The following is a 12,064-nucleotide window of genomic DNA, read 5'->3' as shown; positions in this document are numbered from 1 at the left end:
CCCTCGCTTACGGTTCCGCCTTCCCCATACCGTTCTTCCGCAGGATGCAATTTGTGTGTAAATGAATTGTGTATGCTAAAAACGGTGTGCTATAACGGGACATCCAGAGGCCAGCCTGGTGATTGACTGAATTGACTGACAGGATGTCGCTGGTGATCGCGAAAGCAGACAGATTAAGATAAAAAGAGACCGAATACGATTCCTGTATTCGGTCCAGGGAAATGGCTCTTGGGAGAGAGCCGTGCGCTAAAAGTTGGCATTAATGCAGGCTAAGTCGCCTTGCACTATAAGAATAGTTTAACGCGTCAGCTTTTCCAGTCTGCGGCCAATGTGGCCGAATAATTCCTGGAAAAGTGGGCGCTGCCAGCCAAAAAACCGCCACTGCCGTTGTCCGGCAAGGGCGGTTTTTTTTATGCCATTACAGCGAGATAGCGCGAAAATCTAGCAGAGCTTCTGCGCGCGCTCGATAAACGGCGCGAGGCTCATTTTTTGCCCAGGATGCTGCGGATCGTCGATCTGGATCACTGAGATCGGCTGGGCGGTGGTTTTGCCGGCTTTGACCTGCTGCTCAGCCACCTCATTGAGCGGATACTGGACCAGAGTGCTCGGGTTGATAGCGTAAAGGGCATTGCCCGGACGACAGGTCAACATCACCTCTTCACGGTTGAACGCCCAGCTCTCCTTCCCTACCTCAAAGCGGCTCACGGTGATAATTTGCGGCGCCGCCAGTGCAGCGCCGGAGCTTGCCAGTAACAACATGGTCAGAACAATTTTTTTCATGATTTTGCCAGTTAATTCAATAAGGTTCCCAGGTGGCAAACAGACTGACGGCCAGCAGCGCCAGCGCGCCCAGCCCTATCTCAGCCTGCGTGGTTCGCAGGATCAGACTTTCCGCCCGCGAACCGCTTGCCGACATGCGCGGTACCAGAACATACCTGTTCACTAACGCAATTACCACCATCCCGGCCACCAGCGCACATTTGATCAACAGCAGACGTCCCCAGGGCGATGCGCCAATCATCCCTCCCTGGATCAACAGCGCATTGATCGCCCCGCTGGCAAGGGTGCCGGCGACGGCCAGATGCCCGTAACGTGAAAAGCGCGCCATGGTATAGACCGCGGCCTGCCGCCAGCGCCCCTGCGCCAGGCGCAGGCAATAGATAAAGGGCAACAGGCCGCCGAACCAGCTGGCAACGCAGAAGAGGTGGACAGCATGATTAGTCCGCTGCAGGGCGCCGAGTAAACCATCATGCATGGCGGCATGCCCTACCCCAGCGGAAAGCAGCAGCTGGGCCGCCAGCAGGGCCACCAGCTGGCGAGCGCCATGTCGGGGACGGATCCACACTACGGCGAGGGCGCTCCACGCCAGCAGGATCTGCCAGATCCACACCCCGCCGAAGCGGGTGCCCGCCACCGCCTGCCAGACGGCGGGTTGCCAGACATCTGCCCAGCCGTCGCCCATCAATCCCCCCTGCAGCAGATACAGCGCCAGGGTAGAGAGGGCGCCGATCAGCAGCAGCGGGCGCAGCAGCGGATAGAAGCGCAGCATCAGTACGCGTCGCAGCGGCACGGGCGCCCACCAGGCGCCATACAGCACGCAGCCAAAAGCCAGCATCAGGGTGATAAAGTGCCCAAAGCGCAGAGTAATGTAGAGCCCGGTCAGCATCGCTTACTTCACGCTAAAGGTGTATTGCCCTTTGGTTTTATGGCCATCCACTGAGACCACATGCCAAGCCACAGTGTATTCTCCCGGCGGCAAGGTTTCCGCTACAGGCACGGTGACCTGGGCGGGGTTGTCGGCGCTGCGGGTCAGTTTGCCGGTGGCTACCGCATGCTGCTGTGGACCGGTGACGGTCACGCCGCTGAACGCGGGTTCAATGCCTTCGGAGAAACTGAGCGTCAACGTCTGCGGGGAGGCCGCCAGCTGCGCTCCGGCGGCGGGGATCTGCTGCTGCAGGTGAGCGTGGGCGAGCGCGCCCGCCGCGGTTAATAGCCCGGCAAACGCAACGGAGAGGCGCAATGCGCGTCCAGCAAGAAGTCGCATATTCGTCATTCCCTTTTGTTATGTCTGTAGCACAGAGAATAACCCTGTATAATGGCAGAGTCGAGCCGGGCGTCAGGCCCTGACCGGGTTTACAAGCAGAGTGGAGTGTATGATGGAAAGAAATCTGGCCAAAATTTCGCAAGATGAGATGGATAAAGTTAACGTCGATCTCGCCGCCGCCGGCGTCGCCTTTAAAGAGCGGTATAATATGCCGGTGGTCGCTGATTTGGTCGAGCGTGAACAGCCCGCCCATCTGCGCGACTGGTTCCGCGAACGGCTGATCGCCCATCGGCTGGCCTCCGTTTCACTGTCCCGCCTGCCCTGGGAGCCGAAACAGAAATAATGCCTACTTGCCCCCTCGCCGTCGGTTGGCAAGCCCGACCAATTACTTTACGCTTATTGTTTTGCTCTGGAGCGAGCCATGCTGCGCGTCATTGATACCGAAACCTGCGGACTGCAGGGGGGCATCGTTGAAATCGCCTCGGTCGACATTGTCGACGGGCAAATCACCAATCCCATGAGTCATCTGGTGCGTCCTGACCACCCCATCAGCCCGCAGGCGATGGCTATCCACCGGATTACCGAAGAGATGGTCGCCGATAAGCCGTGGATTGAGGAGATTATTCCGCACTATCATGGCAGCCCGTGGTACGTCGCGCATAACGCCAGCTTCGATCGTCGGGTGCTACCGGAGATGCATGGCGAGTGGATCTGTACGATGAAGCTGGCCCGCCGGCTGTGGCCGGGGATCAAATACAGTAATATGGGGCTCTATAAATCACGTAAGCTGAACGTGGCCACGCCGCCGGGGCTGCATCACCACCGGGCGCTGTATGACTGCTATATCACCGCTGCGCTGCTGCTGGATATCATCAACGTTTCCGGCTGGACGCCTGACGAAATGGCCGATATCACCGGTCGGCCGGCGCTGCTCACCACCTTTACCTTCGGCAAATATCGCGGTAAAGCCGTCGCCGAGATTGCTGAAAACGATCCAGGCTATCTGCGCTGGTTATTCAACAATCTCGACCGCATGAGCCCCGAACTGCGCCTCACGCTCAAGCATTACCTTGGGGAATAGCCCCTACACTGCCGCTTTCCCCGGCAGTGTCCCTTGCGCCAGGGCGATGAAAAAGGCGTACTCCAGCGCCACCCCCTCATAGCTTTTAAAGCGCCCGGATTTTCCGCCATGCCCGGAGTCCATATCGGTGCAAAGCAGCAGCAGGTTATCGTCGGTTTTCAGTTCACGCAGTTTTGCCACCCACTTCGCCGGCTCCCAGTATTGCACCTGGGAATCGTGCAGCCCGGTGGTCACCAGCATATGCGGATACGCCTGCGCCTTCACGCCGTCGTAGGGGCTGTAGCTTTTCATGTAGTGGTAATAGGTTTCATCCTGCGGGTTCCCCCACTCTTCAAATTCGCCGGTCGTCAGCGGAATGGTCTCATCCAGCATCGTGGTTACCACGTCGACGAACGGCACCTGGGCTATCACGCCGTGGAACAGCTCTGGACGCTCGTTAACGGCCACCCCCATCAGCATCCCGCCGGCGCTGCCGCCCATGCCATAGCAGAGCCGCGGGTCGCCGTACCCCTGAGCCAGCAGCGCGTCGCAGACGTCGAGATAGTCGTTAAAGGTATTTTTCTTACACAGGAATTTACCGTCCTCATACCACTGCTGACCCAGCTCGCCGCCGCCGCGGACGTGGGCGATGGCGTAGACAAAGCCGCGGTTGAGCAGGCTCAGCCGACTGGCGCTGAAATCGGCATCGATACTGTCGCCATACGAGCCATAGCCATAGACCAGCAGCGGATTGCTCCCTTTACGAAAATGGTCGCGATGGTAGACCAGCGAGACCGGGACTTCGACGCCATCGCGGGCGGTCACCCACAGGTGCTCGCTCTGATAGCAGCGGGTGTCCAGCCCCTTCACCTCCTGCTGCTTGATCACCCGTCGTTCGCCGGTATCCATATCCAGTTCAAACAGGGTGTCGGGCGTCGTCATCGAGGAGTAGCCGTAGCGCAGGCGCGACGTTTCGGGCTCCGGATTATAGGCAAGCCAGGTGACATAGGCCGGATCGTCAAAGGCGATCCCCACCACCTCCCGGGTCTTGCGGTTAATCTGCCGCAGACTGGTCAGGCCGCGCTGACGCTCCTCGACGACCAGCCAGTCGGTAAACAGGGTAAATCCTTCAAGCATCACGTCGTGACGCGGCGGGATCAGCGTGGTCCACTGATCTTCATCGCGTAGCACGGTACGATAGAGACCAAAATTCTTCCCGTCCCGGTTGGATCGCAGATAGAAGGCGTGCTGATAGTGATCGAGGCTATATTCATGATCTTTACGCCGCGGCAGGAAGCAGACCGGCTCAGCGTCTGGCAGTTCGGCGTTGAGCAGCAGTACTTCGCTGGTGGTGGCGCTGGAGAGATAAATCACCACGAACTGCTGGGATGTGGTTTTATGCACGCTGACGTAGAAGGTCTCATCTTTTTCCTCGTAGACCAGCACGTCGCTCTGCGCCGGCGTCCCGACGGTGTGGCGCCAGACCTGATAAGGAAGCAGCGTGGTGGGATGTTTACGCACGTACCACACAAAGCGTGAATCATTGCTCCAGGCAAAGCCGGAGGTGACATTTTCCAGGGTCTCCGGATACCACTCGCCGTTGCTGAGGTCGCAAAAACGCAGACCGTACTGGCGACGGGAGAGATAATCTTCCGCCACCGCCATCAACTGGTTGTTGGGCGCAATGCCCAGCCCGCCCAGGGTGTAAAACTCGCTCTTTGCCGCCCGCTGGTTGGCATCAAGCAGGATCTCCCACTCGTCCCACTCTTCTTTCAGCACCGACTGTCGCTGGTAGATAGCGTATTCGCAGCCCGGCTCATACACCTGCCGGTAGCGAAAGCCGTTTTTACTATAGGGAGCAGAGACTTCCCGCTGCGGAATGCGGTCGATAATCTCTTTCAGCAGACGCTCCTGCAGGCTGAGCTGCGTATCCATCACTTGCTTGCCGTAGGCATTTTCCGCGTGCAGATATTCCAGCACATCAGGCCGCGCGCGTTCATCGTCGCGCAGCCAGTAATAGTTATCGATGCGTGTATCGCCATGCAAGGTCATGGCGTGAGGGATCCGTTTGGCTTTAGGTGGCATGTTATTCTTCTGCTGCTTTTTCGTGACACAAGAGCATTCAGGCCGCAGGGTGGCGCCTGAATGATGACGTGTCTATAAGGGTGGCAAAAGACGCGGGCGATGCAAGCGAAACGTGATAATTTAAACGCTTAGCGCCTGTTTTTGTGACTGGATGTCCTGTTCGATGTCGGCCCGGACATCTTTTGGCAACGCCAGGGCCTCACCCAGGGCGTTGAGATAGCTGCGCTCCATAAAGTGGTCGATATCAATCACCGCGCAGCTGACGTAGTAGATCTCCAGCGCCTCCTGCGGGTCAACGATGCCCTCGGCGAGACGCTGCGGATCCAGCGGCTGAGCCAGCGCCTGGTCAATCAGCACCCGGGCCTGCACGTCAATATTGGCCTCCCGAAGCTGGGCTTCAATCCTCGCCCGCTCGTGATCGTCGATATGACCATCGCTTTTGGCGGCAAACACCAGGGCGGTGATCAACCGCACGCTGCGCGGATCGACCTCCGTCGGCGCCGCAGCCGTCTCGGGTGTCGGAGCGGGCGTGTTCTGAGCACGCATTTTCTGCTGATACTTGTTCCACAATACGGTACCCGCCACCGCCCCACCGCCAGCCAGCAGCGCGCTGGTGCCATATTTCGCCAGCAGCTTGCGTGACGATTTGCTGGCCACCAGCAGCCCCGCCAGCCCGCCGATGGCGCCGGGCAGCAGGGCGCTCCCTTTTGACGACTCGCCGGACGGCGACGCGCCCTGCTGTCCGAGCAACGACTGCAGTTGATTTAGCCAGTTAGCCATGGTTTTCCTCTCAGGTGACAAACACTGTTATCAGCCTAAACGACGCGATGTCAGGAAATGTTAGACATGGCTAAAGATGCGCAAAGGTGCGCGCGGCGGCGGCACCGGGTCCTGCCGACCGACAGACCAGCCCATCAGCCCATCAGCCCATCAGCCCATCAGCGACTGACCGCCAGCCATCAGGCCGCTTTGGCTTTCCGCGTTTTGGCAGCCGGCGCGGCGGCCTCTTCCGCCGGGGAAGCCTCAGCGTCCGTTGACGGCGCGGGCGCATCGTGCACAGTCGCATCCTGCTCCGGCAGTCTGCCGGCGCGCAGAATATGCTGCAGCGCCTCTTTACGCTCCGCCAGCCACATCGCCATGGTATCGCGCTGGGCATCGTCCATTTCCAGCGGCGATGCTACCAGCCAGTCATTCAGCACCTCTGCCAGATCGAGCATTTTGTCGTAAGCGTCGGCCTCTTTTTTGCTGGCAAAAGACATTTTTTCCTCACCTTCGCGGATCACTACATATTTAATTTCAACCGCCATGCTGCAGCCTCTTAGTACTGTATTTTTATACAGTATAGCAAATTTCCCTTCCGGACTCAACTCACGCGCATAAAGACAGACGCAAACGTTTTCGTTTATAATCGACCGCATCTTTTTTTACTGCGGAAGAGAGTTATGACTGTATTAGGCACCGCGCTGCGCCCGGCAGCCACCAAAGTTATGCTGTTAGGCTCCGGCGAGCTGGGTAAAGAAGTCGCCGTCGAATGTCAGCGTCTGGGCATTGAAACTATCGCCGTCGACCGATACCCCGACGCCCCGGCGATGCAGGTCGCCCACCGCGCCCACGTCATCAATATGCTGCACGGCGAGAGCCTGCGCGCGCTGATCGAACAGGAAAAACCCGATTACATCGTGCCGGAGATCGAAGCTATCGCCACCGATACCCTGGTCGAACTGGAGCAGGCCGGGCAAAAAGTGGTCCCCACGGCGCGGGCAGCGAAGCTCACCATGAACCGCGAAGGCATACGCCGTCTGGCGGCCGAAGAGCTGCAGCTCCCCACCTCCAGCTACCGTTTCGCCGACAGTGAAGAAGCCTTCCGCGCGGCGGTAGCGGAGATCGGCTTGCCGTGCATCGTCAAGCCGGTGATGAGCTCCTCCGGTAAAGGCCAGAGCTTTATCCGCTCGTCTGACCAGCTCAGCGAAGCCTGGCGCTACGCCCAGCAGGGCGGCCGCGCCGGCGCCGGGCGGGTGATCGTCGAAGGGGTGGTGAATTTCGACTTTGAAATCACCCTGCTCACCGTCAGCGCCGTCGATGGCGTGCATTTCTGCGCCCCGGTCGGTCATCGTCAGGAAGATGGCGATTATCGTGAATCCTGGCAGCCGCAGCAGATGAGTGACCTGGCCCTTGAACGCGCGCAGAATATCGCCCGCAAGGTGGTGCTGGCGCTGGGAGGTTATGGCCTGTTCGGGGTGGAGCTGTTCGTTTGCGGCGATGAGGTGATCTTCAGCGAAGTCTCCCCGCGCCCGCACGACACCGGAATGGTAACGCTTATCTCGCAGGATCTCTCGGAATTCGCCCTGCACGTTCGCGCCTTTCTTGGGCTGCCTATCGGCGCCATCCGCCAGTATGGCCCAGCCGCTTCCGCGGTGATCCTTCCGCAGCTGACCAGTCAGAACGTCAGCTTCGGCCAGCTGCAGTCGGCCGTCGGAGCTGGCCTGCAGCTGCGTCTGTTCGGCAAGCCGGAGATTGACGGCACCCGTCGTCTGGGGGTGACTCTCGCCGTCGCCGATTCGGTGGAAGAGGCTGTGGCGCGGGCTAAAACCGCCGCCGCGGCGGTTATCGTCGAAGGGTAAAGACAAAAAAAACCCGGTCGCGTTGCCGCTGACCGGGTTGTTGACCTTGAGGCGCGGTTTACTTCGCGCCTTCCACCGCTTCACGCGCCAGGGTGGTGATGCGATCGTAGTCGCCAGCTTCCAGGGCGTCGGCCGGCACCAGCCAGGAGCCCCCGATGCACAGCACGCTGTTCAGCGCCAGGTAATCACGGTAGTTAGCCGGGGAGATACCGCCGGTCGGGCAGAAACGAATGTGACCGAACGGACCCGCAATCGCCTGCAGCGCTTTCACGCCGCCGTTGGCTTCTGCCGGGAAGAATTTAAACTCTTTCAGACCGTACTGCATGCCCAGCATCAGCTCGGAGACGGTGCTGATCCCTGGGATCAGCGGAATAGTGCCGTCTTCGGTCGCCGCTTTCAGCAGAGATTCGGTCAGCCCCGGGCTGATAGCGAACTGCGCGCCGGCTTCCGTTACCGCTTTCAGCTGCTCGACGTTGGTAACCGTGCCCGCGCCGACAATCGCATCCGGCACTTCTTTAGCAATCGCGCGGATCGCCTCCAGGGCGCACTCGGTGCGCAGAGTCACTTCCAGGACGCGCACGCCGCCCGCGACCAGCGCTTTCGCCATCGGTACCGCGTGTTCCAGCTTTTTCACTACGATAACCGGGACAACCGGACCGGAGGTGAGGATTGCTTCTGCTGTTGTTTTCCAGTTTTTCATCAGGATTTTCTCTCGCCAGATCTACAAATTAAATCGTCTTAAAAAGTGATGCAGGTTGCGCCCTGCTCCGCGCCAGAGAGCTTCTCACGCAGCGCCCCAAACATCTCCCGACCGGTTCCTACGCGCGACGCGCTGAGGTCAGGGATATGCGGCTGACGCGCCGCCAGTTCGGCATCGTCCACCAGCAGCGTCAGTTCCCCCGTCTGCCCGTTCACGCGAATAAGGTCGCCATCGCGCACTTTCGCCAGCAACCCGCCGTCATAGGCTTCAGGCGTGACGTGGATGGCTGACGGGACTTTACCGGAGGCGCCAGAGAGTCGGCCATCGGTCACCAGCGCTATTTTGAAACGGCGGTCCAATAATACACCAAGTGGCGGCATAAGTTTATGTAATTCTGGCATCCCGTTCGCTTTTGGCCCCTGATGACGGACCACCACCACGCAGTCTTTGTCCAGCAGACCCGCTTCGAAGGCCGGCAACACGTCGTGCTGGCTCTCGAACACCACCGCCGGCGCTTCGATCACCTGGTTCTCAGCCGGGACTGCCGAGGTTTTCATGACCGCGCGTCCCAGGTTACCGCTCAGCACCTTGGTGCCGCCGTGACGTGAGAAGGGTTTCTCGAATGTCGCGATGACCTGATCGTCAAGCGGCGCCGTCGCCCCTTCCCGCCAGTCCAGCTCGCCGTTGTTGAGCCACGGCTCGAGGGTGTAGCGCGACAGACCGAAGCCAGCGACGGTGTGAACGTCCTCATGTAGCAGGCCGCCTTTCAGCAGCTCGCGCACCAGAACCGGAACGCCGCCCGCTGCCTGGAAATGGTTGATATCCGCCGGACCGTTGGGGTAGAGGCGCGCCAGCAGCGGTACCACGTCTGACAGGTCGGAGAAATCATCCCAGTTAATGATAATGCCCGCCGCGCGGGCCATCGCCACCAGGTGCATAGTGTGGTTGGTGGAGCCGCCGGTCGCCAGCAGCGCCACAATGCCGTTGACCACCACTTTTTCGTCAAACATTTTGCCCAACGGCATCCACTCGTTGCCATTGCCGGTCATGCGGGTGACCTGGCGCGCGGCGGCGGCGGTCAGCGCTTCCCGCAGCGGAGCATCCGGATGGACAAAGGACGAGCCCGGCAACTGCATGCCCATAAACTCCACCACCATCTGGTTGGTGTTCGCCGTACCGTAGAACGTACAGGTTCCCGGCGCGTGGTAAGAAGCGGCTTCGGACTCCAGCAGCGCCATGCGGTCAACTTTGCCCTCAGCGTACAGCTGGCGAATGCGAACCTTTTCTTTATTAGGCAGGCCGCTGGCCATCGGACCGGAGGGAATAAAGACCGACGGCAGGTGGCCGAATGAGAGCGCGGCCATGGTCAGTCCGGGCACAATTTTATCACACACGCCGAGGTACAGAGCGCCATCGAACATGTTATGCGACAGGCCGATGGCCGCGGACATGGCGATCACTTCGCGACTCAGGAGAGAGAGTTCCATGCCGTCCTGTCCCTGGGTCACGCCATCGCACATCGCCGGCACGCCGCCGGCCACCTGACCGACCGCATTGGCGCTGTGCAGCGCTTTGCGAATGATATCCGGGTAGTGTTCATAGGGCTGGTGCGCGGACAACATATCGTTGTAGGAGGTGATGATGGCGATGTTGTTGCGCAACATGCTTTTCAGAGAGGCTTTGTCGTCGGCCTGACAGGCCGCGAAACCGTGAGCCAGATTGCCGCAGGCCAGTTGCGCACGATGCACGGTGTCGGTTTTGGCCTGGTTAATCCTTGCGAGGTAAGCCGCGCGGGTATCACGCGACCGTTCGATAATGCGATTTGTTACCCGTAACATTGTCGAATTCATAAAGGCTCCTCAAAATTTTATCTGTCCGGCCGCTGCGAGATGACGTGTTTTGGTGTCCGAAGCCACCAACACCAGCGCTCAGGGGCAAAATGTCTGAAGGCAGTGTAATAAAAAAAGCCCCGTGGGTGAATCCTCACGGGGCTTAAAAGATTAAAAAGCGTGCGACTTTCTGCGTCAGATCATGTTACCGGTAAAATAACCCTGACGGATAAGATCGCGAGCTTACTCAAACTCGTTCCACGAGCGTCCATCGCGGGTGATCATGGCCACCGAGGCCACCGGTCCCCAGGTCCCGGCCTGATACGGTTTCGGCGCATCGCGGTCGGCCGCCCAGGCTTCGGTGATGGAGTCCACCCACTTCCATGCCTCTTCCACTTCATCGCGGCGGACGAACAGCGCCTGGATACCGCGCATGGTCTCGAGCAGCAGACGTTCATAGGCATCGGCCAGATGCGTCTGGTTGAAGGTTTCGGAGTAGCTCAGATCCAGCTTGGTGATCTGCAGGTTGTGCTTATGGTCGAGGCCCGGCACTTTGTTCAGGACCTGGATATCCACCCCTTCGTCCGGCTGCAGACGAATGGTCAGCTTGTTCTGCGGCAGCTCCTGCCAGGTCTCTTTAAACAGGTTCAGCTCCGGCGTTTTGAAGTAAACCACCACTTCGGAACATTTGGTTGGCAGACGTTTGCCGGTACGCAGATAGAACGGTACGCCAGCCCAGCGCCAGTTATCGATATCAACGCGGATCGCCACGAAGGTTTCGGTGTTGCTGGTTTTGTTCGCCCCCTCTTCTTCGAGGTAGCCTGGCACTTTTTTGCCCTGGGCAAAGCCGGCGGTGTACTGGCCGCGAACGGTTTTCTCGCGCACATTGGAGCGGTCAATACGGCGCAGGGATTTCAGCACCTTGACCTTTTCATCACGGATGCTGTCGGCACTGAGATCGGACGGCGGCGACATGGCAATCATGCACAGGATCTGCAGCAGGTGGTTCTGGATCATGTCGCGCATCTGTCCGGCCTGGTCGAAGTACCCCCAGCGCCCTTCAATGCCTACCTCTTCCGCGACGGTGATTTCCACATGATCGATGGTACGGCAGTCCCAGTTATTGACGAACAGAGAGTTGGCAAAGCGCAGCGCCAGCAGGTTGAGGACTGTCTCTTTTCCGAGGTAGTGATCGATACGGTAGACCTGGCACTCTTCAAAAAACTCGCCGACCTGATCGTTGATTTCCCGCGAGGTTTCCAGCGAGGTGCCCAGCGGTTTTTCCATAACCACGCGCGCAGGCTTGGCATTGAGCTTCGCTTCGCCCAGACCTTTACAGATGGCGCCAAAGGTGCTCGGCGGCATGGCGAAATAGTTGATGGTGACGCGATTCTTTTGGTCCAGCATGTCACCCAGGCGGGTGAAGCCGCTGGTGTCATTGACGTCAAGATTACAGAACTCCAGGCGGCCGCTCAGGGAATCCCACAAACCTTCATCAATTTTTTCCTTCATGAAGGTTTCCAGCGCTTCGCGCACCACTTTGGTGTAAGCCGCTTTATCCCAGTCGGCACGGCCGACGCCAATGATCCGGGTGTCGGCGTGGATCTGGCCCGCCTTTTCAAGCTGATACAGGGAAGGCAACAATTTACGCCGCGCCAGGTCGCCCTTCGCGCCGAAAATGACCAGGTCGCATGCCTGGGCCGTTTGCGTTACCGCCATGTCATT

At 59.2% G+C, this 12,064-nt stretch carries 12 protein-coding genes; 3 read left to right on the top strand and 9 right to left on the bottom strand.

From position 1 onward, the window contains the following. Nucleotides 1–441: 441 nt before the first annotated feature. From ACLH1I_RS03110 to yobA, 3 genes are read right to left on the bottom strand one after another with little or no spacing between them, the layout of a single operon-like run. Nucleotides 442–780 carry a YebY family protein gene (locus ACLH1I_RS03110; RefSeq protein ID WP_002911404.1) on the bottom strand — a complete coding sequence of 113 codons (339 nt, stop codon included), beginning with the start codon at nucleotides 778–780 and terminating at the stop codon, nucleotides 442–444. Nucleotides 781–796: 16 nt separating this feature from the next. After that, the gene (copD, locus tag ACLH1I_RS03105; RefSeq protein WP_043520552.1) at nucleotides 797–1,666 is read right to left on the bottom strand and encodes a copper homeostasis membrane protein CopD; all 870 of its coding nucleotides are present in this window, start codon (nucleotides 1,664–1,666) and stop codon (nucleotides 797–799) included. A gap of 3 nt (nucleotides 1,667–1,669) precedes the next feature. Continuing rightward, nucleotides 1,670–2,044: a CopC domain-containing protein YobA gene (yobA, locus tag ACLH1I_RS03100; RefSeq protein WP_004203386.1), complete on the bottom strand. Its 375-nt coding sequence runs from the start codon at nucleotides 2,042–2,044 to the stop codon at nucleotides 1,670–1,672. Between the two features lie 112 nt (nucleotides 2,045–2,156). On the opposite strand from yobA, the gene ACLH1I_RS03095 reads away from it, so the two are divergent. Both ACLH1I_RS03095 and exoX read left to right on the top strand, forming a co-directional pair. Then, nucleotides 2,157–2,387: a DNA polymerase III subunit theta gene (locus ACLH1I_RS03095; protein ID WP_002911406.1), complete on the top strand. Its 231-nt coding sequence runs from the start codon at nucleotides 2,157–2,159 to the stop codon at nucleotides 2,385–2,387. 78 nt (nucleotides 2,388–2,465) lie between these two features. Beyond that, nucleotides 2,466–3,125 carry an exodeoxyribonuclease X gene (gene exoX, locus ACLH1I_RS03090; protein WP_198080024.1) on the top strand — a complete coding sequence of 220 codons (660 nt, stop codon included), beginning with the start codon at nucleotides 2,466–2,468 and terminating at the stop codon, nucleotides 3,123–3,125. Nucleotides 3,126–3,128: 3 nt separating this feature from the next. Here the strand turns inward: exoX and ptrB are convergent, their stop codons facing one another. From ptrB to ACLH1I_RS03075, 3 genes are all read right to left on the bottom strand, one after another. Beyond that, complete coding sequence (gene ptrB / locus ACLH1I_RS03085) at nucleotides 3,129–5,189, bottom strand: oligopeptidase B (RefSeq protein WP_032456310.1); 2,061 nt, start codon at nucleotides 5,187–5,189, stop codon at nucleotides 3,129–3,131. A 120-nt stretch (nucleotides 5,190–5,309) separates the two neighbouring features. Next, nucleotides 5,310–5,969 (bottom strand): tellurite resistance TerB family protein, encoded by a 660-nt coding sequence (locus ACLH1I_RS03080; protein ID WP_004203389.1) that lies wholly within the window; start codon nucleotides 5,967–5,969, stop codon nucleotides 5,310–5,312. Nucleotides 5,970–6,148: 179 nt separating this feature from the next. Continuing rightward, a complete protein-coding gene (locus ACLH1I_RS03075) occupies nucleotides 6,149–6,496 on the bottom strand; it encodes a YebG family protein (RefSeq protein WP_017900213.1) in 348 nt (115 codons plus the stop codon). Between the two features lie 135 nt (nucleotides 6,497–6,631). Here ACLH1I_RS03075 and purT point away from each other — a divergent pair, with 135 nt between their 5' ends. Beyond that, the gene (purT, locus tag ACLH1I_RS03070; RefSeq protein ID WP_151385202.1) at nucleotides 6,632–7,810 is read left to right on the top strand and encodes a formate-dependent phosphoribosylglycinamide formyltransferase; all 1,179 of its coding nucleotides are present in this window, start codon (nucleotides 6,632–6,634) and stop codon (nucleotides 7,808–7,810) included. A 58-nt stretch (nucleotides 7,811–7,868) separates the two neighbouring features. On the opposite strand, the gene ACLH1I_RS03065 is transcribed toward purT, so the two are convergent. The 3 genes from ACLH1I_RS03065 to zwf all read right to left on the bottom strand — a co-directional run bounded on the left by ACLH1I_RS03065 (nucleotide 7,869) and on the right by zwf (nucleotide 12,058). After that, entirely contained in the window at nucleotides 7,869–8,510 is a 642-nt protein-coding gene (locus ACLH1I_RS03065; RefSeq protein WP_002911423.1) for a bifunctional 4-hydroxy-2-oxoglutarate aldolase/2-dehydro-3-deoxy-phosphogluconate aldolase, read from the bottom strand. Nucleotides 8,511–8,548: 38 nt separating this feature from the next. After that, nucleotides 8,549–10,360 carry a phosphogluconate dehydratase gene (edd, locus tag ACLH1I_RS03060; protein WP_004203393.1) on the bottom strand — a complete coding sequence of 604 codons (1,812 nt, stop codon included), beginning with the start codon at nucleotides 10,358–10,360 and terminating at the stop codon, nucleotides 8,549–8,551. A gap of 222 nt (nucleotides 10,361–10,582) precedes the next feature. After that, complete coding sequence (zwf, locus tag ACLH1I_RS03055) at nucleotides 10,583–12,058, bottom strand: glucose-6-phosphate dehydrogenase (RefSeq protein ID WP_004203394.1); 1,476 nt, start codon at nucleotides 12,056–12,058, stop codon at nucleotides 10,583–10,585. Nucleotides 12,059–12,064: the final 6 nt, after the last annotated feature.

Source organism: Klebsiella sp. 1SOBk10mer (assembly GCF_046602535.1).
Classification (GTDB): Bacteria; Pseudomonadota; Gammaproteobacteria; order Enterobacterales; family Enterobacteriaceae; genus Klebsiella; species Klebsiella quasipneumoniae.
Note: the sequence above shows the minus strand (reverse complement) of the source record. Positions and strands in the feature narration are given on the sequence as shown.

Bases quoted from the DNA above. Each gene is read 5' to 3' on its own strand.
- ACLH1I_RS03080 (WP_004203389.1), bottom strand. From the start codon at position 5,969: ATGGCTAACTGGCTAAATCAACTGCAGTCGTTGCTCGGACAGCAGGGC.
- purT (WP_151385202.1), top strand. From the start codon at position 6,632: ATGACTGTATTAGGCACCGCGCTGCGCCCGGCAGCCACCAAAGTTATG.
- zwf (WP_004203394.1), bottom strand. From the start codon at position 12,058: ATGGCGGTAACGCAAACGGCCCAGGCATGCGACCTGGTCATTTTCGGC.
- exoX (WP_198080024.1), top strand. From the start codon at position 2,466: ATGCTGCGCGTCATTGATACCGAAACCTGCGGACTGCAGGGGGGCATC.
- ptrB (WP_032456310.1), bottom strand. From the start codon at position 5,189: ATGCCACCTAAAGCCAAACGGATCCCTCACGCCATGACCTTGCATGGC.
- yobA (WP_004203386.1), bottom strand. From the start codon at position 2,044: ATGCGACTTCTTGCTGGACGCGCATTGCGCCTCTCCGTTGCGTTTGCC.
- ACLH1I_RS03110 (WP_002911404.1), bottom strand. From the start codon at position 780: ATGAAAAAAATTGTTCTGACCATGTTGTTACTGGCAAGCTCCGGCGCT.
- copD (WP_043520552.1), bottom strand. From the start codon at position 1,666: ATGCTGACCGGGCTCTACATTACTCTGCGCTTTGGGCACTTTATCACC.
- ACLH1I_RS03095 (WP_002911406.1), top strand. From the start codon at position 2,157: ATGGAAAGAAATCTGGCCAAAATTTCGCAAGATGAGATGGATAAAGTT.
- edd (WP_004203393.1), bottom strand. From the start codon at position 10,360: ATGAATTCGACAATGTTACGGGTAACAAATCGCATTATCGAACGGTCG.
- ACLH1I_RS03075 (WP_017900213.1), bottom strand. From the start codon at position 6,496: ATGGCGGTTGAAATTAAATATGTAGTGATCCGCGAAGGTGAGGAAAAA.
- ACLH1I_RS03065 (WP_002911423.1), bottom strand. From the start codon at position 8,510: ATGAAAAACTGGAAAACAACAGCAGAAGCAATCCTCACCTCCGGTCCG.